This window comes from Enterococcus sp. DIV1368d (assembly GCF_050542975.1).
Taxonomy (GTDB): Bacteria; Bacillota; Bacilli; order Lactobacillales; family Enterococcaceae; genus Enterococcus_D; species Enterococcus_D casseliflavus.
Genome location: NZ_CP172939.1, coordinates 445267 through 466750, shown reverse-complemented (window position 1 = coordinate 466750; position 21484 = coordinate 445267). Strand labels below are relative to the sequence as shown.

General features: G+C 43.2%; 17 protein-coding genes and 1 other annotated feature. Of the genes, 2 read left to right on the top strand and 15 right to left on the bottom strand.

Going from position 1 to position 21484, the window contains the following annotated elements; genetic code table 11:
• Genes IGJ44_RS02185 through IGJ44_RS02165 form a run of 5 tightly spaced genes read right to left on the bottom strand, consistent with a single transcriptional unit; the run spans nt 1 to nt 5194 of the window.
• The gene (locus tag IGJ44_RS02185) at nt 1-1428 is read right to left on the bottom strand and encodes a glycoside hydrolase family 43 protein (RefSeq protein ID WP_430606062.1); all 1428 of its coding nucleotides are present in this window, start codon (nt 1426-1428) and stop codon (nt 1-3) included.
• On the bottom strand, nt 1425-2033 hold the full coding sequence (locus tag IGJ44_RS02180) for a DUF624 domain-containing protein (protein WP_061053696.1): 609 nt from the start codon (nt 2031-2033) through the stop codon (nt 1425-1427). The genes IGJ44_RS02185 and IGJ44_RS02180 overlap by 4 nt, the downstream gene beginning before the upstream one ends.
• 4 nt (nt 2034-2037) lie before the next feature.
• Nucleotides 2038-2871, bottom strand: coding sequence for a carbohydrate ABC transporter permease (locus IGJ44_RS02175; protein ID WP_167826660.1), 834 nt, complete (start codon nt 2869-2871; stop codon nt 2038-2040).
• 11 nt (nt 2872-2882) lie between these two features.
• Nucleotides 2883-3797, bottom strand: a complete 915-nt coding sequence (locus IGJ44_RS02170) for a carbohydrate ABC transporter permease (RefSeq protein ID WP_034872060.1) — start codon at nt 3795-3797, stop codon at nt 2883-2885.
• Nucleotides 3798-3853: 56 nt separating this feature from the next.
• Nucleotides 3854-5194 (bottom strand): ABC transporter substrate-binding protein, encoded by a 1341-nt coding sequence (locus IGJ44_RS02165; protein WP_015508887.1) that lies wholly within the window; start codon nt 5192-5194, stop codon nt 3854-3856.
• A gap of 375 nt (nt 5195-5569) precedes the next feature.
• Here IGJ44_RS02165 and IGJ44_RS02160 point away from each other — a divergent pair, with 375 nt between their 5' ends.
• The gene (locus tag IGJ44_RS02160) at nt 5570-6460 is read left to right on the top strand and encodes an ArsR/SmtB family transcription factor (RefSeq protein WP_005227282.1); all 891 of its coding nucleotides are present in this window, start codon (nt 5570-5572) and stop codon (nt 6458-6460) included.
• A 71-nt stretch (nt 6461-6531) separates the two neighbouring features.
• Here the strand turns inward: IGJ44_RS02160 and IGJ44_RS02155 are convergent, their stop codons facing one another.
• The 10 genes from IGJ44_RS02155 to IGJ44_RS02110 all read right to left on the bottom strand — a co-directional run bounded on the left by IGJ44_RS02155 (nt 6532) and on the right by IGJ44_RS02110 (nt 20423).
• Nucleotides 6532-8355 carry an amino acid permease gene (locus tag IGJ44_RS02155; RefSeq protein ID WP_167826659.1) on the bottom strand — a complete coding sequence of 608 codons (1824 nt, stop codon included), beginning with the start codon at nt 8353-8355 and terminating at the stop codon, nt 6532-6534.
• A gap of 217 nt (nt 8356-8572) precedes the next feature.
• Entirely contained in the window at nt 8573-11275 is a 2703-nt protein-coding gene (locus tag IGJ44_RS02150) for a YhgE/Pip domain-containing protein (RefSeq protein WP_167826658.1), read from the bottom strand.
• A gap of 289 nt (nt 11276-11564) precedes the next feature.
• Nucleotides 11565-12239: an HAD family hydrolase gene (locus IGJ44_RS02145; protein WP_167826657.1), complete on the bottom strand. Its 675-nt coding sequence runs from the start codon at nt 12237-12239 to the stop codon at nt 11565-11567.
• A 46-nt stretch (nt 12240-12285) separates the two neighbouring features.
• Entirely contained in the window at nt 12286-13086 is an 801-nt protein-coding gene (proC, locus tag IGJ44_RS02140) for a pyrroline-5-carboxylate reductase (protein WP_128487876.1), read from the bottom strand.
• A gap of 61 nt (nt 13087-13147) precedes the next feature.
• Nucleotides 13148-13849 carry a GntR family transcriptional regulator gene (locus tag IGJ44_RS02135; protein WP_005232219.1) on the bottom strand — a complete coding sequence of 234 codons (702 nt, stop codon included), beginning with the start codon at nt 13847-13849 and terminating at the stop codon, nt 13148-13150.
• Between the two features lie 41 nt (nt 13850-13890).
• Nucleotides 13891-16329 carry an FtsK/SpoIIIE family DNA translocase gene (locus IGJ44_RS02130; protein ID WP_005231469.1) on the bottom strand — a complete coding sequence of 813 codons (2439 nt, stop codon included), beginning with the start codon at nt 16327-16329 and terminating at the stop codon, nt 13891-13893.
• A 163-nt stretch (nt 16330-16492) separates the two neighbouring features.
• The gene (locus IGJ44_RS02125; protein WP_005227273.1) at nt 16493-17296 is read right to left on the bottom strand and encodes an amino acid ABC transporter substrate-binding protein; all 804 of its coding nucleotides are present in this window, start codon (nt 17294-17296) and stop codon (nt 16493-16495) included.
• Between the two features lie 13 nt (nt 17297-17309).
• Nucleotides 17310-17942, bottom strand: a complete 633-nt coding sequence (locus IGJ44_RS02120; protein WP_005227272.1) for an amino acid ABC transporter ATP-binding protein — start codon at nt 17940-17942, stop codon at nt 17310-17312.
• A 12-nt stretch (nt 17943-17954) separates the two neighbouring features.
• On the bottom strand, nt 17955-18599 hold the full coding sequence (locus IGJ44_RS02115) for an amino acid ABC transporter permease (protein ID WP_010748717.1): 645 nt from the start codon (nt 18597-18599) through the stop codon (nt 17955-17957).
• A gap of 308 nt (nt 18600-18907) precedes the next feature.
• Nucleotides 18908-19142: a binding site (T-box leader), on the bottom strand.
• 126 nt (nt 19143-19268) lie between these two features.
• A complete protein-coding gene (locus IGJ44_RS02110) occupies nt 19269-20423 on the bottom strand; it encodes a cobalamin-independent methionine synthase II family protein (protein ID WP_175445277.1) in 1155 nt (384 codons plus the stop codon).
• 126 nt (nt 20424-20549) lie between these two features.
• On the opposite strand from IGJ44_RS02110, the gene IGJ44_RS02105 reads away from it, so the two are divergent.
• The gene (locus IGJ44_RS02105; RefSeq protein ID WP_005227268.1) at nt 20550-21470 is read left to right on the top strand and encodes a LysR family transcriptional regulator; all 921 of its coding nucleotides are present in this window, start codon (nt 20550-20552) and stop codon (nt 21468-21470) included.
• The last annotated feature ends 14 nt before the right edge of the window (nt 21471-21484 follow it).

Below are 21484 nucleotides of genomic sequence, written 5' to 3'. Positions count from 1 at the left end.
TTACTCCTCATTCCTAACAATAAATAATGGTACTCCTGCTTCTGAGGTACCTGTAAATGTCATTACTTGCTTTTGCTGATTTTCATCCCAGCCGGAAAGAAACTTCCCTTTATAAACAGTGCCATCGATAACCACACTTGAATCTTCTTGACTATTCTTTTCCGCTAGTTCCCATGTTCCAGTGCGATCACCATTGATCGGGCCATTTTTTTCAACTGTAATTTCCTGTGGTTCTTTCAAATCATCCGTTAAAAACTTGTCAAAGGAAATCAGCGTATAGGCACCCGTAACTTGATTCTTTGTATAATCAGCAATCGTTTCTTCGCTGTATCTCAATGGAGAAACAACCGGCCACCCTGCTTCTGTGAAAAACATTTGATGGACTCTCACAGAATGATATTCTCCGCTATTTGGAAAACGTGTATGGAAAATCAAGTAATATTGATTGGTTTCTTCATCATAATAGGTCGAGTTGTGACCTGGCGAAACATAGCCAACCCTTTCATTGCTCGTATTTTCGGTATATAGGAAGTTCCCCATAATCTTAGTTCCGAAGTCTTGAATACTTACGTCATCAAAAACCGTTCCAAATTTCCCTTTGACCTCAGCCATTGGATTTCCTTGGCTGTCTTCATAAGGACCATCGGGATTCTTTGACCGCGCGACTCGAAGGTTGTATCCACCGTCTGCATCTAGCCCACCAAATGAAGTGAACAAGTAATAGTAGCCATTTTCTTGATTATATTGAATGTATGGTGCTTCGATGCGACTGTGATTTCCGCCCATCAAATGTGTTCCGTAAGAATTGCGATCTTTAGGCAAACCCGTTTCATCATCCATTTCTAGGATAAAAATCCCGCCTGAGTATGATCCATAGACCATCCATAATTTCCCTTCATTGTCATAAAAAATATGAGGATCGATCGCATTTGGATGAATCGCTGCATTGTACGCTTCACCAAACTGCGGAGAGGTTCCTGAATAAAGAAAAGATTCGACTTTTTCATAAGGACCTTCAATAGAGTCAGATACCGCCACTCCCATTACGGAGAGCGGTGAAGTTCCTTGACACAAACAATAGTACAAATAGTATTTTCCATTCTTAAACTGTTGGATATCACTAGCCCATAACGTATCTGTCTGTGCGTACTCAAACTCTTCTGCCAATTCTTCTCGAATATTCTCAAATAGTGTATCTTCAGATACTGAATTAGATATCTGCTCCCACTTCATCAAATCCTGAGACTTGGCAAATTGCATATGTGATCCAATAATATAAAACGTATCATCCGCTTTGATCACCGATGGGTCATGGACACTAACATCGTCAAACTCAGGAGGGGACAAGACTTCTTCAACTGCAGAAGCAGTACAGCCAGATAAAAGAACCATTAGAGGAACACACGAGAAAAGAAATTTTTTGATCATGATTTTAACAATCCTTTCTTGCTATAGCCTGACAACAAGCACTTGCTGGCACTGTACAAAAAGATTGAAATTGCGACAAAAAAGAACCAATGATACGCCATGCTAACAATTGAAAATGTGAGAACCATCAAAAGACAAAGAAGCGATTCTTTTGGTAACAAGAATGGACTCGTCAATGAAAAAACGGCTTTTTTCCGCCACTTATCTTTACTCAATCGAGTGACTAAGGATAAATTGATCAATACTAAAATCACATAACTGAACAAAAACAAAAGTGGCCATTGGAAAAATGCTCTCATTAGATCACTTTGCTGCACAATCAGCAATTCCAAATAGAGAATGCCTAGAATAAGTGGAAATATAAAGACCCGCCATTTGTATAAGCGAATGGCTGACACATAGTTTTTCCAAAATAAAGTCAATACTTCTATATAAGAGTAATAGCCTGTAAATAGATCCTCTTTATTTAGAATCGTTAAGACAGCAACAGTACTGGGAACAAAGCCGACCACAAAAAAACCAGCTAAAATACCTAGAAGCCACAAAATATTTAGTTCTATCAGAAGTACCAATGCATTTAGCCAGTTCATTGCTTTTAGAAACATCTACTCACCCTTTCATTCCAGAAAGTGCAACTGATTCAATAATTTGCTTTTGGAAAATAATAAATACGATCAAAACCGGAAGTAATGAAACAACGGAAGCTGCCATAATCAACGGATAATCCGTTTGAATTGCATAGGCGGCATTTAAGTTTGCGATCACTACTTGCAATGTTTGTTTTTCTGGACTATTCAAGTAGATCAATGGTGCTAAGTAGTCATTCCAAGCGCCCATAAACCATAAAATAAATTGAGCAGCAACCGCTGGACGAATCAACGGAAAAATCAGTTGGATAAAGGTTTGTAAATAGCCCGCACCATCAATTTTCGCCGCCTCAACGATCGAATCAGGAATATTTGACAAATATTGTCGTAAAAAGAAAATCATAGTGATATTTCCAAACATTCCTGGAATGATCAATGGTAATAACGTATCAACCCAGCCAATTTGGGAAAACATCATAAATTGCGGGATCATCACCGCTGGATAAGGAATCATCAAAGCGGCTAAAAGGATTAGAAATAGCGCATCTTTATGCGGCATCCGTAATTTGGCAAATGAGAAGGCGGCTAAACTGGATGTCAGAGTACCTACAACAGTCACAGAAAGTGAAACGATCACTGTATTTTTAATCCCTGAGAACAAAGTGTCCAGCTCAGATAAACGTTTGTACGCATCAAATTGTACTGGGGCTGGAATCCATTGAGGTGGCAGCTGGAAGACGCCAGCTCGGTCTTTTAGCGATGTTGAGATCATCCAAAGTAACGGCCCCACCATAATAACTGCTCCAAGGGAGAGAATTAAAATAATGAGTACGTTGCTTATTTTCAGGTTTTTCATTCTTTTCCCTCCTAATCTAATTTATAGCTTGAACGATTGTTCATATAGAATTGGAATGCTGTTATCACAAAAACCAATACTGCTAGAATCAACGCCATACTGCTTGCATAACCCATTTGCCAATTTCTGAAAGCTTTTTGCCAGATATACCAAACGACCGTAGCACTGCTATATTGTGGTCCGCCAGTTGGTGTCATAATGTTTATTTCCGTAAAGATTTGTGAGCCGCCGATAATATTCGTAACGACTAAAAAGAAAGTGACTGGTCTAACCATCGGCCAAGTGATATTGCGAAACTTTTGAAAAGAAGAAGCACCATCTAATTCTGCTGCTTCATAAAAGGTTTTTGGTACACTTTGAATCGCTGCCAAGTACAAGAGCATAGAATAACCCAAGCCCTTCCAAACAGACATAATAATAATTGCCGGTTTGACTGTTGATGGGTTTTGCAACCAGTTAGGACCGCTGATACCGAAGATATCCAAGACCTGATTGACTAAACCAAAATCACCATTGTAAGCCCATTGCCACAAAATCGAAATGGCTGCTAATGATGAGATGACTGGAATATAATAGATTGTTCGAAAAATCGTCGTTCCTTTAATTCCTCTGCTCAGTGCTGATGCTAGCATAAATGACAAAATCAAACCGATTGGAATCCCTAACATCAAAAAGACGGTATTAAACATCGTCTTATAGAAGTACTCATCTCTAAAAAGCTTCTGAAAGTTCTCAAGACCGATAAAATTCATTTGCCCTAGACCGTTCCAATCTGTAAAGGCAGCATAAACCGAATAGCCCAAAGGTATCAATGAAAACAAAATAAATCCTAAAACTGGAAGTAGAACGAACAAGAAAGCAACTTTGTGCTCTTTTGCATAAAGACTATTTTTATTTTTTGTTTTTTTTATTTCCACTTGTTCCATTACGCGTCCCTCCATAAAAATCTTTGGGGTCACATAGATATGTGACCCCAGTGAGTCTATCTTGCTGTTTCTTGTTGGCGAATCGCTGAGTCTAGTTTTTCTTGCATCTTAGGTTGAACTTCTTTTAAATAATCCGCTGCCGTTTGATCTCCATCTAACACAGGTTGGATATTGATAAAGAATTCATCGTACCATTCTGCATTGTAGGTTGTTGCCACTGGCAAAGCGCGACCATAATCTTGGACGATGTCAATAAATTCTTGTTTATTATTAGGTACACTGTCTGTATCAGAAGCCCATTCTTCAGCCATATCAATCAGGTTAGGAATTTGAATCTGTGCATCTACTAATTGTTGTTGTCCTTCTTCAGATGCACTTAAATACTCAACTAATTTCACTGCTTCTTCTGGATGTTTGGTTTTGCTGGCAACACCAATTCCTAAAGAACCGATATACGTTGCAGATTCGCCTGTAGAGCCTGCTGGCCAAGGCATCAAGTCATACTCAAAATCTAATCCTGCATACGTACTCATATCCCAAGGTCCTACAGGGAAGAAAGCAATCTCACCATTCATCCATCTTTGATACGTATCCAATGTTTGGGCATCAGAAATTGAAGGGGTGAGTTCATGCACATTTTGCAGATCCGCAAACCATTGCAATGCTTCCGCAAATTCTGGTGTATCGACTGTAACGGTATCTTTGGCTTCGTTGATCCAATCTGCTCCGTTACTCCAAACAAAAGCTTGTAAACTCCAGTTTACGTTAAATCCTGTTGCCCATTGGTCAAGATTTCCATCTCCATCAGAATCCTTCGTTAACTGTTTAGATACTTCAACGAATTCATCCCATGTATAAGGCGTATCTGTATCAGGCAAATCAATACCAGCTTCCTTAAACATGTCTTTGTTATATCCTAAAGCAAATGGTCCAACATCTTTTGGTAATCCATACAAAGCACCGCTACCAACTTTTTCACCATCATACCGATAACTATTTACCCCATATTCCCAAATGTTTGAAAGATCAAAATCTGAATTCTCAATTTCATCCGTAATATCTAGCAAAACACCATTATCAACGTAAGCCATGAGATTGCTTTGTTCTACATAGAAAACATCGGGCATATTACCGCCTGAGATTGCCGCTTGCAGCTTTGTTGCATATTGATCAGCATCTGTAGCAATAATCTTAACGCTTACATCATTTTCTTCCTCAAATTGTTTAATTGCTGTTTCATAGGCTTTCTTCTCGTCCTCGCCACCTCGAAACATAAACGTAATTTCTTTACTTCCGCTATCATCACCTGAACTATTATTGCTGTTTCCGCAGGCCCCTAATACCAAACTACTTAAACCTAGAACTGCTCCCGAAAAAATAACCTTTTTGATGTTCATCTTTTCCATCCTCTCAAGTTTTATAGATATTTGCAGGTACGTTATCACATTTGTTCATTGACATCTCTTAAAAAAGACCTTACTAACTGCTCATAATAATTCCTAACACCTAAGATATTTCCTATAAAGAAGCCTATAAACAATTCACAAAAACAAAACATAGAAATTGATGTTTGCAAACACTTTCAATTTACAAATAAATCATAACTTGATTTGTAATCGCTGTCAACAATATTTTGATTAATTTATTTATGATAATATCTACATTAATTAATAAATATATTAATAACTAGCGAAATAAACAACGCTATTTACACAAATTAGCAAATATGTTAACATTCAAGTAAATCAAACAGTTTAAGCGGAGGTGACACGATGCAATTAGAAATCAATCAAGAAGCATTGCCTGTCTATGAGGCACTTGCCAGTAACGTACGAATCAAAATCATTCAATTGCTGGCTAAAAACAAGATGAATGTCAAAGAGTTGGCACAGGAGTTGGGCTTAAGCAGCGCTATCATTACGATGCATATCAAAAAATTAGAAGAAGCCAAAATCATCAAAACAGAGCGTGTAGGGCAAAAAAAGATTTCCAGTTTAAGAGTGGATCATATCGATATCAACTTTCCTGAGAAAATCTTTAATGCCTTTGATACGAAAGAAACGGCGATACCGATCGGTCATTATACAAATTATTCGGTAGAACCAACGTGCGGGCTTGCTACTTCAGCTGATTTTGTGGGAATGGTGGATGAACCGAAGTTTTTCATGGATCCCCGACGAATGGATGCCCGCATCTTGTGGTTTACGAAAGGATTTGTTGAATACCAATCGCCAAACTTCTTAGCAAGAGAAGAAAAACTCGAAATGATGGAGATTTCAATGGAAGTTTCGTCTGAATTTCCTTTTTCCAATAACAACTGGCCGTCAGACATCACCTTCAGCTTAAATGGTGTGGAGCTTGGTACATGGACTAGCCCAGGGGATTTTGCAGATATTCGCGGCAAGTATACACCGGATTGGTATCCAGACAATCTCAATCAGTACGGGTTATTGAAGACGATCCGCATCATGGATCACGGAACCTACATGGAAGGTGTTCCTCTTTCCGACATTACGATCAAGGATATACCTGCCTACGAAGATACGTGGCACTTAAAAGTGGAAGTCAAAGAAGATGCCGAGCATGTCGGCGGTTGTACCCTCTTTGGCAAGGGGTTTGGGAATTACGATCAGGATATCAAACTAAAAATGTTTTATAGCTAAAAAAAACGCTAGTCTTAGCGGATGACCCAAACATTTCTTTTGGGAATCAGGTCACTAAACTAGCGTTTTTGTTATTTCTTCAAATGGTAACTGTACGTACTTACAATGATGTTCTCACGCCAAGAGAGTCTGAAACGTAAGCGCAGGCTTGTTTGGTTGTGCAAAATATTTTGCCAGCGACGTCTTGGGACAAACTGTGGAATGATGACGGTCGTTGTGTAATTGTGTTTGGCTGCATTGCGGCTGACTAGATCCACATAACGCAAGATGGGATTTTCAATCGAACGATACGAAGAATGAACGACGGAGAAACGCACGTCTGGGAATTTTTGCTTAAATTCTTGTTCGATCTCTTTTTCTTTCTTCACATCTTCATCCAATGAGACGTGCATCGCCACGACATAATCACCAATCGATTGGGCATAGTTCAATGCGCCGATATTTACTCGGGTAACATTTCCGACGAGAACGATCACGGTATTTCCTTCATAGACATGCAGTGCTTCTTGTTTTTCCAATCGCAGCTGTTCTGCGACTTTTTTATAATGATCATGGATCTTGTAAAAGATATACAAGAGGATCGGCATGATAATAAAGAATGGCCAAATATCGCCTAAGCGATACACGAACAAGATGGCAATGATCGCAAAGGAAATCAAAGCCCCAACGATGTTGGCGATCGATTTAAAGAACCAGCCTTTGCCTTCTTTTCTCCATTTGATCACCATTCCGCTTTGGGACAAGGCAAAAGGAATAAATACCCCAATGGAATACAAAGGAATCAAACGCTCGGTCGATCCTTGGAAGATAAACAATAATACGATGGAACCAGCAGCCAAGGTGATGATTCCGTTCGAATAGCCAAGACGGTCCCCACGGTCTTGATACATATGCGGCATATATTTGTCTTTCGCTAGGTTATACGCCAACACGGGGAAAGCTGAAAATCCGGTATTTGCGGCAACTGCTAAAATCAGTGCCGTAGCAAATTGCAAAACGTAGTACATAAACCCATGACCAAAAACGGCAGAACCGATTTGAGATAGGACGGTCACTTCTGTTTCTGGTACGATACCATACCAATAGTTGATAAAAGTGATGCCGACAAAGAAGAATCCTAAAATCGACGCCATGATTGTCAAGGTCGCAGCTGCATTTTTCGCCCGTGGTTTTTTGAAAAACGGCACCGCGTTACTGATCGCTTCGACCCCTGTCAAAGAAGAGGAACCTGATGAGAAAGCCCGTAAAATCAAGGCCACGGATACCCCAGGTACGACCGCTCCCGGTAGTGCGGTTGCATTTAACGGTTGCGCACCCGTTACGATATTGTACAAACCGACCACGATCAAGACTGTGATCACTGCGATAAAGGTGTAGACAGGAATCATCAAGAAGCTAGCTGATTCTCGCAACCCTCGCAGATTCATCATCATGATCAAGATTACGATCACGACAGAAATGGCCACTTGATGACCAAACAACGCCGGCACAGCTGAAGTGATAGCTTCTGCCCCTGCTGAGACGGATACTGCCACTGTCAGCATATAATCGATCAATAGAGAGCCGCCGGAAATCAGGCCCGCATTTTTCCCTAAATTTTCACTACTTACTACATATGCCCCACCGCCGTGAGGGTAAGCATGAATGATCTGGCGGTAAGACAAGGTCAATGAAATCAAAAGAATAATAACAAAAGCAGCGATCGGCAATGAATACCAGATAGCAGCAGCGGAAAGTGCCACTAATACGACAACGATCTGCTCTGTCCCATAAGCAATCGAAGACAAAGCATCAGAAGATAGCAACGCAAGGGCCGCCGTCCGGCTCAGTTTTTGTTCATCATTCTCTGCGGATTTCAATGGACGTCCGACCAACAAACGTTTCAAATACTCCACTTTTTCTACACTCCTTTTCATGAAAAAATCCTTCGTTAAACTTGTAACGATATCCTCACAAATATTGAATTATCAAGACTGTATGCTACTCTTGTAACCGCGAAAAGTCAATGAAAATCAGATGAAAAAACGACCCTTTTTCCCTCTTTTGATTATTAGAAATTTCACGTGATGGCACAAAAGCAGAAAGAACAAATGCTCTTTCTGCTTTAAGATTTTAGTGGAAGAAATGACTTTCTTTGGAAATGTCACTTAGTTTCTTCGTAGAGTTGACTAGATAAGGATACGCGTACGTACCGACGATCCCAAAGACTAGGAACAAAATCGTTAAAATGATCAACTGCGGGATAGCATTTGGCCAATAGATCCCACCGGCTGATTCTCTTAACAGATTGACCGCATGAGTAAACGGCAGTAGCGGATTAATGAATTGGAAGAACTTCCCAGAGACTTGGATTGGGTAGTTTCCTCCCCCACCTGAAATGGAGAGAACCAAAATAATGATGGCGATCCCTTTCCCGAGGTTGCCGAACAGTCCCGCCAGTACGTAGACGATCATCATAAAGGCGAGTCCGACGAGTAATGCGAAGAAGACACTGTACACAGGGTTGTGGACATCGACGCCTAATAAAAACATATTTCCTAGGGTCACGATCAAACTTTGGGCGACTGCCATCGTCAAGAACGTCAGCATCCGTGCCACAAAGGTTTCACGTTGTGTAAAGCGTTTTTTGTCTTTCTTCTCTAAATGATACTCCGTTGTAGCGACACTTGACAATAATAATGCCCCTACCCACAAACACAATGCGGTATAAAATGGTGTGCTAGCTGAACCATTGTTGGCGATTGGGTAGATTTCATTGCTTTTTAATTCCACTGGTTGTTTGAAGAAGTCGGCTTCATCCGTGGCATCAAGTTTCAATAATTTGATGACTTCCCCGAGATCGACTTCATTTTCTCCTGCTCGGATCGCATCAGCGGCTTTGTGGATGCCTGCTTTGATACTTGGCCAATCGTTATTGATTAAATCGACAGCCGCATCCAAGGCTTTTTCAACTTCTGGCAGTTTTTCATCCACCATCGCCATCGTAGAACTGATTTCTGATTTGATGGTTGGCCAATCGTTTTGCAAGAAGTCTACGGCCAGCCCTAATTTTTCTTCGACAACTGGCAATTCGTTGTTGTACAGGTCGGCTCCTTTGTTGATGGCATTGACGATTTCATCCATATGACCATTCAGCATCGTATTGGCATCGTGCAATTCTTGCTTGATGGCAGGCAATTCTTTTTGGTATTTTTCCAAAATCGTCACGGCATTGCTGACCACTGATTTGGTGGAAGACAGCAACGAGTCAAAATCGATTTCTTGGGCTTTTTTCAAGACATCTTCGGCAGTGGTGATGGTTTCGATTAGTTTAGTTAGAATGTCGTTGATGGTTGCAGTGATTGAATCAACATTGATGCTGTTCATGAGATTGGCAACGTTATTAGCTGCATCAGTAACTTGACTAAGGTATTGCTTAGCTGCTGTAACATCGCCGCTTTGCACAGCATTTCTAACCTGAGTTAACAACCCAGATACATTCGTCAAACGCCCTTTTGCGTCATTTAACTGACTGATCACGGCTTGAATTTGGGCATTTTCAGCTGAACCTTCAATATTTCCTAAAAATGCAATTAAGGCATCTAGCATACTTTGTTGTTGCTGAATGCTTTGTTGCAACCCATCAATTGTTTTTAAGATTGATTCTCGATCTTGTTCCAACTGCTCCTGGTTGATTGAATCGTTCAGAGCCTTCGACCATTTAGCAGTAGTTGTTGCCACTTGACTGATCGACTCAATCGTCACCTTCACACTGCTAGAAATACTTGGCAGGGCAGCTTGCAACTGTTGGGCCCCATCTTTGGTCGCTGTGGCGAAGCTGGCGGCTTGGTCGCCTAGTTGTTCGATCTGTGGTAACGCGGCTTGAACTTGTTCGATGACTTGCAGTCCTTGTTTGGCGGTATCGATGCCGTCCGTCATGGTGCTGGCAATGTCATCAAAATCATCATCGATCATCTTCAATTGTTTGCCGGCATTTTGGATCTCTGGGATCTTTTCTTGCAAGGTCAAAATGATGCTGGCTTCTTTCTTCAATGCAGGCAGCTTATCGTTTAAGCCGATCAGTTTTTCCCCCATGGCATCCACTTGTGGGATATAATCGGTGAATTCTTCGGCTTTTGCGATCTTTTCTTTGATTTCTGGAAACTTATCGTGCAAGGTGACGATCTCTTTCGTATAGCCATCGATCGTAGCCAAATTGTCATCGGTGTCTAAGATCATCGATTTGACTTTGTTGATGCTGACTAAGTTGGAATCAATGTCATAGCCGATTTCATTGAAGACTTTTATCAACGTGGAGCTGGCGGTTTCAATAAAGTTTTGTGAGATCTCTTCTTGAAGGCTGCTGGCTCCTTTATCGGTGATTTTTGGAGCGATGGCGTTGATTTTTTGGTTGCTGTAATACTCGATGGTCGGTTTTTCGATTTTCCCACTGGTAAAGCTGATCAGATCATCTGAAAAATCCGCTGGCAGGTAAATACCCGCGTAATATTTTCCTGACTTGACCCCTTCTACTAAGTCCTCTTTTGAATCCAAGAAACGCCAGCCCAACTGCTTGTTTTTATGGAGGGTATCGATGACTTCATCACCGATATCGATGTGCTTGTCTTGAAATTCTGCCCCTTTGTCCGCACTGTAAACGGCGATCGGCAATTCACTGGTGTTGCCGTATGGATCCCAGAGGGCTTTGATATTGAACCACGCATAAAGCGAGGGTAAAATCATTAAGGCAATGATCAAAAATGCAGAGATTGGATTGCTGAAAATTCGTTTCCAGTCCAGTTTATATAAATAGAAAACATTCTTTAGTTTATTCATTTTTTCTTCCCCCACTAGTTCTTCGTCGAAGGATAATTTACCATGTTTTTCCCCTGCCGCCAACGGCTAGGATCGACCAAGAAAAGTCCTTTTGACAAATGGACGTTTTTGTCAAAATGAAACCCCTTTACTTTTTGTTTTTTTTCGCTTATTGTTAAACTTTCTTTAACTTTACCATGATGGCGAAAAACACACCACTCATATCCTTTGATCTGTTTTTTTTACAGGCCTTTCCTATACAAAAAAAGCTTCCTTTTTCTGCAACGAAAAAGGAAGCTTTTTTTAGGTATTATTTCAGTTGATCCTTTGCCAATAACTCATACACATACTTCAATGAGGTAGCTTCGCCATATAACTGAAGATCTGCTTTTTCCTCTGGGGAATAGACTTGATCAAAACTTTGATCGGGAATCAGCACGACATCGATGCCCGCACGCGTCGCGGCTGTTGCTCCCACAAGAGAATCTTCCATGACTAAAGCTTTTTCTGCTGCGACTTGCGCTTTTTCTAAAGTCAGCAAGTACGGTGCTGGATCAGGCTTATGGGCGGAGACGTCATCGCCAAAGGTCTGATAGTCAAAGGCCTGCAACAAATCGAAATGCGCCAACAATTCAGAGGCTCTTTTTTTCATCGTCGAGGTGGCTAATGCCGTTTGGAAGCCTTTCTCACGAGCCAAGGCGATGGTTTCTTTCGCATAGGGTTTGGTTTTGAAGGTGCCATCGGTTATTTGCTGGGCAATATAGACTTCCCGTTCTGCTCGTAATTCCTGCACCCGCTGATGACCGCCTACGAGGTCGGCTAATTTAGTGGCAGTCTGTTGCCAACTTTGACCACGCCAACCAAAAATATCAGCGGCTGTAATCGGAAGCTCATACTTTTTAAATAGCGCCAACCACCCATCAAAATAGACTCTTTCAGTATCGACTAACAATCCATCAAAATCAAAAATCAAAAGTTCTTTCATAAACGCTCCTTCGTTTTGCTAAGATTTTTTTCTCACTCATTGGGGATCAAGACATCTCTCGACTTTTGTCAGCAGCTGCTTGCACTGCTTTGATGACAGCCGCACGAAAGCCATTTTCCTCTAAGGTTTTGACTGCTTGGATCGTTGTGCCCCCTGGCGAGCTGACACGATCCTTTAAGACGCCTGGGTGTTCCTTCGTCTCTAATACCATCTTCGCTGCGCCTAATACCGCTTGAGCAGCAAATTCATACGCCATCGGCCGCGGCATTCCTTCTGCCACTGCTCCATCTGCCAAAGCTTCAATGAACAAATACGTGTAGGCTGGTGAAGAACCGCTGACACCAATGACTGCATCGATCATGCTTTCTGGTACTTGCTCGGCTTTGCCTAGGCTTTCAAAAAGCTGTTTGACTTCGTTGGCTTCGGCTTCCGTCACTTGACCGTTGGGACTGATAGAAGACATCCCTTCCCCCACCAGTGCAGGGGTATTTGGCATGACCCGCACGATTTTGTGCGCACCGATGATTTCTTCCATTTGCGCGATCGTCACACCCGCGGCAATAGATACTAGCAAATGCTCCTTGGTCAAGCCGTCTTTTAAATCAGCAAGCAAGCGGGGAAAGACAAAAGGTTTGACTGCTAAGACGAGGATCTCCGCTTTTTCGCTGACATCTGCTAGCTTAGTTGTCCCAGTGATCCCGGTTTCTTTTTCTAATTGTGCCAAAGTCGGCTCGTAGCGATGGTTATAAACCAAGATCTCTGCTGGTTCATACAAGTTTGCTGCAATCAAGCCGTTGATGATGGCTTTTGCCATGTTACCGGCTCCTAAAAAGGCGATTTTTCTCATAGTTTTCACGCTCCACTTCTGATTTTGGTACCACTTTTTGCTAAAAAAGCCTAATCAATGACTAGGCTTCAAACTCGATCATATACGGATGCAAGGCGGTGTTATAGATCCCTTCTGTATATTCTACCACTTCTCCTTGTAGATCATACGAATAACGGGTTCGTTTCAAGGCAGCGACCTCTGGCGTGATCATAAACTTCTGTTGCTCTTCGGTCAAGGTCGTTGCCACGAACGCATCTTGAAAGCGATCGATGATCATTCGATGTTCATCCAATAGGCGATACAATGATTTTTCTTCAAAGACCTCGATGGAGGTACCCTTTAGCTGCTTTGGCAAATGGTACTCATAGTAAATAAAGGGTTGGTGGTCAAAATAATACATGCGACGTAAACGCATGACTTCTTTGCCCATCAAAGAATACGCGGGGTGCTCAGGCGCAAGTTCGACTAATTCATAGCTGAGGTTTTTCTTCGTGTATTCCTTGCCAGTCTTTTCAAGCAATTGGCTAAACGTCGTGCCTTTTGACAGCTTGTTATAAGGGCGATTGCTTAAAACCGTCGTCCCACGTCCGCTGCGTTTTTCCACATACTCATCTGCCGCTAACAATTCGATGGCTTTGCGGACAGTGATCTTGCTGACATTGAAGGTGGCTTCCAATTCTGTTTCCGTCGGTAAAAATGAACCAATCGGGTAGCGACCCGACATGATGTCTTCTTTGAGCTTATCGGCAACATCACGGTAAAGAATGTGTTTGCGTTTCATTGCTATCTCGCCTTTCTCTCATTGGATTGGTCTTGTTCTCCTTATTCATCAAAGGTAGGAATGTCTTCTGGTTGCGGCTCGATCAAGACTTTCCGCGGCTTGCTGCCTTCAGAAGGGCCAACGACGCCTTGATCTTCTAATTCATCCACTAACCGAGCCGCTCGGTTATAGCCGATGCGAAAACGTCGCTGCAAGAGAGAAACGCTGGCGGTCTGCATTTCCACCACAAGGGCTTTGGCATCTTCGAATAGCTCATCTTGCGGTTGTCCGCTGCTGCCAGTACTCGTTTCTTCCTCAGTGACCATCATTTTTTCTTCATAATTGGCTTCTTGCTGATCGGTCACGAATTCAACCACTCGTTCGACTTCTTGGTCGGAGATAAAGGCCCCTTGGACCCGAATCGGTTTGTTCTCACCCATCGGCAGATACAGCATATCGCCGCGTCCCAGCAGTTTTTCGGCTCCGTTCCCATCAATGATGGTCCGCGAATCGACACCGCTGGAAACAGCAAACGCCATCCGTGATGGAACATTGGCTTTGATGATCCCTGTAATGACATCCACACTTGGTCGTTGCGTTGCTAGGATCATATGGATACCTGCTGCCCGTGCCATTTGCGCCAAACGAATGATGGCATCTTCGACTTCGTTGCTGGCAACCATCATCAAGTCGGCTAACTCATCGACGATCACTACAATGAATGGCAAGATCGGACGATTTTCGCCGTCTTCTAAATTCTTATTGATCACTAAATCGTTGTAGCCAGTAATGTTTCGGACCCCAGTTGCCGCAAATTTTTCGTAGCGCTCTTCCATTTCCTTGACCACTTTTTGCAACGCTTGCGCCGCTTTGCGCGGATTGGTCACGACAGGTGTCAAGAGATGGGGAATCCCATTGTAAACATTTAATTCAACCATTTTCGGGTCGATCATCATCAGTTTGACTTCATGGGGTTTTGCCCGCATCAAAATACTGGTGATGATGCCGTTGATGGCTACGGACTTCCCGCTCCCGGTCGATCCGGCAATCAAGAGATGGGGCATTTTCGTTAAGTCTGCCGTTTGGACACGGCCAGAAATATCGCGTCCTAAAGGTACTTCTAATAGTTTATCTGGATGATCCGGTTGGGCTTCGATCACTTCTCGGAATGAAACCATGCTGACTGCACTGTTTGGAACTTCGATCCCAATCAATGATTTCCCTGGGATCGGCGCTTCCATCCGCACATCTTTGGCAGCTAAGGCCAAGGCGATATCGTCGGTCAACCCGACGATTTTGCTGACTTTGACCCCTACTGCTGGTTGAACTTCGAATTTGGTTACTGCTGGTCCTAAGCTGGCTTTGACGACTTTTGCGTCAACACCGAAGCTTTGGAAGGTAGTTTCTAACACACCGATATTTTGTTCGATCTTTTTGTACTCGCTGCTTTGATCCGTTGAAGGGATCGAATCGAGTAATTGCGCTGAAGGCAATTCATAATCACGATTTTCAGCTTCTTCCGAAATCTCAAATTCCAATACTTCACCATCATCATCGAGGATCTCTCCGTCTTCATTGACCTTTTTGCTTGGTCCCGGTTTGTTTCCTGCTGGATGTGGTGCTTGAGCGGCCTCTGGTCCCGCCGCTTGCGGCAATTCCTGGAAGTGGTCGATGGGTACAAAGCTCAGCTGCTCTGGTTCAAAATCAGCTGGCGCTTGCATCTGTTGTTCTTTTGCTGATTTTTCGTCTTCTGTCATTGGTCGGACTTGATTCTTTTCTTTGATCTCCGCCATGACTGCTGCTCGTTCGGCTTCTTTTTTGGCTTCTTTCGCAGCTTGTTTCTCTGCTGCTCGTTCCGCTTTGCGGGCTTCTCGTTCGGCTTGCTTTTCTGGAGAGCCTTCTAACAACCGCTGCAGCTTGTCACCAGCTGCTTGCAGGTGCTCGACTAACTCGTGGCTGCTCATTTGGCTGAACAAGAACGCCCCAATCATCATGAGTAAAACAGCGATGATGTAGCTGCCGATCTGGGAAACAAGAAAATAGGTCGCCCCATAGAGCATGGCGCCAATCATTCCGCCCCCGACATTTTGGGTCACTTGGCTGCGCCGAATATCGCCTAACAGCGTCATCCAAGTCGTTTGGAAGATATTGGCTTGTTCTCCCACCACATTACTAAAGATTTGCGCATGGAGGATGATCAGTAAACCAAAATACACCAATACACAGCCAATCACTCGCCGAATACTCTTAAAGCGAGCATCGGTCGTTTTGATCGCTAACCAGACACCATAAGCGGCTAGGGCAACACTCAAAAATTGGTACGTGTTTCCGCCAACGATCCGAAACCCGTTGGCAATCAAGGTTCCTAAAAAACCTAAATGGAAAAAGCCAAATATCGAAAACAAGACAAAGAGCAGGCCGACGCCGACCAGCATTAATTTCTCTTGCTGTTTTTGTTGTTTTTTTGTTTTGCGTTTCTTTGCGCGTTTTTTTTGCGCCATTTCTATCCCTCTTTTCATCTTTCCCTATTATAACGAAAAAAGAAGGCGAACAAAAGTTTTCCTGTGAGAAATTTTGGGTAGATGTTGGAATTTAAGCGAAAATTTCTTAAATGATGAAAAAAACACCAGCTGCTAAGCAGCCAGTGTATCTAGTTGACTTGTTTTAGTTTGGTGTGACGTCTTCGCCAAACCACTTTTCAGAGATTTCAGCAAAGGTGCCATTGTCTTGCAATTCTTTCAAGCCATCATTGATTTTATCTGCCATGGCTTGATCGTCTTTACGCACACCTACAGCAAAATCTTCTGCTTCAAAAGGGCTTTCGATTTCGTTGAAGTCATCGGTTTTGCCTGTTTGAGTCAAATAATATTCTGCGTAGACGCGGTCGATCAAAAGACCGTCGATCCGACCGTTTTCTAGATCGATAAAGGCTTCATTAAAGCTGGCATACAAGGTTGCGTCATTGCCGTCTACGAGATCCTTCAAAACTTCCGGTTGGTTATTGAAGGTCTCATAACCAGAAGAGCCTTCTTGGGCGCCTAAGACTTTGCCCTCCATATCATCAAAGCTAGTAATGCCGCTTGCTTTTGCTGTGACTAAGACTTGTTTGTTTTCCATATAAGTATCTGTAAACAATACTTTTTCTTCACGAGCTGCGGTTTTGGTATACCCGTTCCAGATCATATCGATGGTGCCATTGCTTAGTTCGGTTTCTTTCATGGACCAATCGATTGGTTGAAATTTGACTTTGGTTCCTGTTAGATCCAAGATCGCTGTGGCTAAATCCACATCAAACCCAACGATGTTGCCTTGGTCGTCTTTAAAGCCCATCGGTACGAAGGTATCGTCTAGGCCGACGATCACTTCTTCTTTGTCAGCGGCACTGGTTGTGGTGTCATTGCTGCTGCCACACGCCCCTAATAAAAATACACTTGCTGCTGCGATTCCCGTCAATAGTAATTTTTTCATTTTGTTCTCCCCCTTATTCTCCTGCTACTTTTAATAATTGATCACCGATATTTTCGGCAAAAACCAAATCATGGGTCACCACGATCTGGGTCACTCCTTCTTTTTTCAGATCCAAGATCAGCTGTTCGACTTGCTGTCTCAAGCCTGGATCTAAGGCGCTGGTAGGCTCGTCATAGGCCAACACTTTGGGATTCATCGCCATCGCTCGTGCGATAGCCACCCGTTGCCGCTGCCCCCCGGACAATTGGAAGGGATATTGGGCTAGTAGGTCACTTAACCCTAGTTTTTCTGCCAACTGTTCGGCTTTTGCTGTATACGCGGCCTTGTCTTGTTTTAGCACCATTTTTGGCGCCAAAGTGATGTTTTCAAAAACTGACAAGTGCGGAAACAATTGGAAGTCTTGGAAGACGACACCGACGACTTGTTCTTGTTCTTTTGTGTCGGTGGGATCAAAGGCTTTGCCATCCAGTAAAAAGCTTCCAGAATCGATCGTTTCTAAACCAGCCAGTGTCCGAAGCAAGGTGGTTTTCCCGCCACCGGAAGGACCGACCACCGCTAAGATACTGCCGTCCTCGATCGTCAGGTCTAATTGATCGATGACTTTTTTAGCGCCAAATGACTTTGATACTTGTTTTAGTTCTAACATATGTGGTTCCTCCTAACGGTAATAGTCCAGTTTGGTCTCGATTTGTTTTAACAATAACGTAAAGACGCCTGTCATCACCAAGTAGATCAAGCCGACCCCAACTAACGGAAGCAAGGTACTGTCTCGCTCCATGGCGATTTTTCCGATTCGCATCACGTCTGACAATCCTAAGATGTAGACGAGGGATGTGTCTTTGACAAGATTGATGACTTCATTGCCGACAGATGGCAGGGTGATCTTGACGACTTGTGGGATGATGATTTTTTGGATCGTTTGGATCGGGGACAAACGCAAGACTTTCGCGGCTTCGTATTGTCCGGCTGGAATCGATTGGATCCCTCCACGGAAAATCTCGGCAAAATAAGCAGCGTAATTGATAATAAAGGCGATCAAGGCTGCTTCAAAGCGGTCAAAGACGATCCCTAAGATCGGCAGACCGTAGAATACGAAGATCAGCTGTAGCAATAAAGGCGTTCCTCGCATCAACCAAACGTAGACTTGCACGATCAATTTCAAAATACGCAGGCGACTGGCTAAAACAAAGGCCAACAAGATGCCTAAGGGAATGGACCCGATTAAGGTCAGTGCGAACAATTTAACGGTGATTCCAGTTCCTGAAATCAGTTGGGGCATAACATTAACTAAATACTCAAACATGGTGACTTCCTCCTTGATAGGTTTCAATTTCGATTAGCAGCGCTACAGCTTCGCGACGGTTTGCTCCGACGCTTATGTGACGCTGGGCGTTGGCTGGTGAGGGGCAACTGGCAAGCTTCATTTTTTTAAAAAAGAAAAACAAAAAAAGCGCACACTGGCATTTGCCAGAGGACGCTTGATACGTGGTTCCACCTCAATTTGCCTTTCCTTCACAGGAAAAGGCCTCGTGCAGTCCTTGTGATCCTTCCACTTTCGGTTTTCGGTGAGATGCAAAAAAAGAGAAAAAAAACGTCCCCTAGCCATTACAGCTAAAGGACGTTATCAACGCGGTTCCACCTTTGTTTATCAGTGCTTCACAGCAACTGAACTCAGAAAGTCATCAATCAATGACTGCTGCTGTAACGGGCAAACCCGGTCTCTCCTACTTTTCTTTCGGAAAAACGACTCCAAGATGTGTTTCACAACCATGCGTTATCTCTTTGCACCAACCAGAGACTCTCTTCAAACAGCAAGCCTTGCTACTCTTCTTTTCGATGTCTGTTTCATTAAGTTGTGTCTTACTTTACTCGCTCTTAAAGAAAATGTCAAACATTTTTTCTGAAATTTTCGAAACTTTGTCAAATGTACCGGTTTCGAGGGGAAGATTCAGGGAAAAGAAGACGCAGCTGCTTAACCGAAGTACGCTTCAGCTAAGGCTTGTCCTTGCTTGATTTTTGCCCACTGCTGTTCAGTCGAAAGCTCATTGCCGCAGTCACAAGAGGCAAAGCCGCATTGATGAGAAAGATAAAGCCGCTCCTTAGGAATGATTTGGCTGGCTTTGTCTAATAAAGCGATCACTCGCTTTTCATCGTCTAATGTAGCGGTTTTGCTGGACAATAAGCCTAAGACAACTTCCACTTCTGGACGATCTTTCAGCACTTCTAAAGCCGAGATATCACCAGCACGGTCATCGTCCCACTCTAGGAAAAAGCGGTCATAATGCTGATCACGCAAGAATTTTTCGGCGATCGCTTTGTAGGTACCGCTGCCGGCCGCGCGGCTTTGGTAATTGCCGCGGCAGTTGTGGGTCCAGACTTTTAATCCTAATTCGTGGGCGTAGTCAGCGACTTCGTTGTTGATCGCCACGAATTCATCGGCTAACGCTTCTAAGCCGTCATTGCCTTGGGTGAAGAAGCTCTTGTCATTGTCTTCGGCGAATAATTCCCATAAACAATCATCGAACTGAACGATCTCACCACCGGCTTCTCGGTATTCCTGCAAGAATTCCTTGTAGGCGTTAAGCAGCCCTTCCCGCAAGGCTTCTTTCGTTGGATACACCTGACCTTCACCAACGAGGTCGTTAAAGACAGTCAGCTCGGTAAAGGCGTGGGCAGCCCCCCAGACGGTGATTTTGACTGGCAGGTCGCCAGCTTGGCGTTTGGTTTCTTTAAACAACGTCAAGTAATGATGGTTTTTGCCAGATAATGGTTCTGTGATTCGGATGCCGATGTCTTTACGTGTCTCAAAATGTCCACCGTCCAAATCTTCAAAGGCATACCCATGATCGGAGATATAGCGCTCAACGCCTTTTAATCCCCAGAGAAAATCCAGGTGCCACATTGAGCGGCCGTGTTCGCCGTCTGTGATGACTGTGATGCCGTGTTCTTTTTGCGCTGCAATGATTTCAGCGATCGCTTTTGCTTCCGTTTCTTGGTAGCTAGGAAACGCATCATAAAACGGGTAGCGGATATCCTCCCGATGCTCGATTTGATTTTTGTAGTCCAATAAATCTTGTGGTCGTAACAATGACCCCACAAGCTGAAATTTGTCTGTTGCCATATCCATTCCTCCTATACAAAGTTTTCAAAATTGTTAGATTTATTCTAGCAAACATCTTATACTATAGATAATACTTATAAACTTATATATTCCATAGGCAATACCTATAACATAAAAAGGAGGTTGTATCCCATGCGTATCCAGCAGCTTGAATATTTGGAAAAAATCGTAGAAACTGGCTCTTTCAATGAAGCCGCTAAACAGCTTTTCATCAGTCAGCCCTCCCTCTCTCAAGCCATGAAAGAGTTGGAAAAAGAGTATGATCTGCAGCTGTTTTATCGCAGTAAATTAGGGGTGACCTTGACCGATGATGGCCGTTCCTTTCTCAACTATGCTCGAAATGTTTTAGACCAAGTCAATCTCTTGGACGAACGCTTTCGCAAAGACAGCCATCGCAAGCATGTTTTCAGTGTTTCCGCACAACACTATGCCTTCGTCGTCCACGCCTTCGTGGAGCTGGTCAAACAGTTAGGGGAGGATGAATTTCAATTCACCTTGCGAGAGACCCAGACACAAAATGTACTGGATGATATCCAGACGTTTAAGAGCGAATTGGGGGTCATTTATCTGAATGATTTCAACACGACGGTCCTCACCCGTTTGATCCACGAAAAAGACCTGCAATTCATTCCTTTGTTTGAAGCCAAACCCCACGTCTTCATCGGCCGAGAAAATCCCCTGACTCAGAAAAAAAGCATCACATTAGCTGATTTGGAACCATATACCTATTTGTCGTACGAACAAGGGGAAACCAATTCCTTCTACTTTTCTGAAGAGATCTTAAGCACTTTACAGCGCAAAAAACACATCCGCATCAGCGATCGTGCCACGATCTTCAATTTGATGGTGGGTCTCAACGGCTATACCATCAGCTCTGGGATCATCAGCAGTGAGCTGAATGATGAAAAAATCGTTGCGATCCCTTTGGAGGTCGATGATGCGATGACACTAGGTTATCTAAAACACAAGAAAATGGAACTGAGTGAGATGGCTTTGGACTATCTCGCCTTGTTGAAGCAGCATATCAAAAACTACGGTTTCGACGTCTTTTAAAAAAAACGATCCGC

Coding starts and splice junctions, on each gene's coding strand:
- IGJ44_RS02165 (WP_015508887.1), bottom strand. CDS start 5,194: ATGAACATCAAAAAGGTTATTTTTTCGGGAGCAGTTCTAGGTTTAAGT.
- IGJ44_RS02130 (WP_005231469.1), bottom strand. CDS start 16,329: ATGGCGCAAAAAAAACGCGCAAAGAAACGCAAAACAAAAAAACAACAA.
- IGJ44_RS02110 (WP_175445277.1), bottom strand. CDS start 20,423: ATGGATATGGCAACAGACAAATTTCAGCTTGTGGGGTCATTGTTACGA.
- IGJ44_RS02160 (WP_005227282.1), top strand. CDS start 5,570: ATGCAATTAGAAATCAATCAAGAAGCATTGCCTGTCTATGAGGCACTT.
- IGJ44_RS02115 (WP_010748717.1), bottom strand. CDS start 18,599: ATGTTTGAGTATTTAGTTAATGTTATGCCCCAACTGATTTCAGGAACT.
- IGJ44_RS02180 (WP_061053696.1), bottom strand. CDS start 2,033: ATGTTTCTAAAAGCAATGAACTGGCTAAATGCATTGGTACTTCTGATA.
- IGJ44_RS02185 (WP_430606062.1), bottom strand. CDS start 1,428: ATGATCAAAAAATTTCTTTTCTCGTGTGTTCCTCTAATGGTTCTTTTA.
- IGJ44_RS02150 (WP_167826658.1), bottom strand. CDS start 11,275: ATGAATAAACTAAAGAATGTTTTCTATTTATATAAACTGGACTGGAAA.
- IGJ44_RS02105 (WP_005227268.1), top strand. CDS start 20,550: ATGCGTATCCAGCAGCTTGAATATTTGGAAAAAATCGTAGAAACTGGC.
- IGJ44_RS02120 (WP_005227272.1), bottom strand. CDS start 17,942: ATGTTAGAACTAAAACAAGTATCAAAGTCATTTGGCGCTAAAAAAGTC.
- IGJ44_RS02175 (WP_167826660.1), bottom strand. CDS start 2,871: ATGAAAAACCTGAAAATAAGCAACGTACTCATTATTTTAATTCTCTCC.
- proC (WP_128487876.1), bottom strand. CDS start 13,086: ATGAGAAAAATCGCCTTTTTAGGAGCCGGTAACATGGCAAAAGCCATC.
- IGJ44_RS02135 (WP_005232219.1), bottom strand. CDS start 13,849: ATGAAACGCAAACACATTCTTTACCGTGATGTTGCCGATAAGCTCAAA.
- IGJ44_RS02170 (WP_034872060.1), bottom strand. CDS start 3,797: ATGGAACAAGTGGAAATAAAAAAAACAAAAAATAAAAATAGTCTTTAT.
- IGJ44_RS02145 (WP_167826657.1), bottom strand. CDS start 12,239: ATGAAAGAACTTTTGATTTTTGATTTTGATGGATTGTTAGTCGATACT.
- IGJ44_RS02125 (WP_005227273.1), bottom strand. CDS start 17,296: ATGAAAAAATTACTATTGACGGGAATCGCAGCAGCAAGTGTATTTTTA.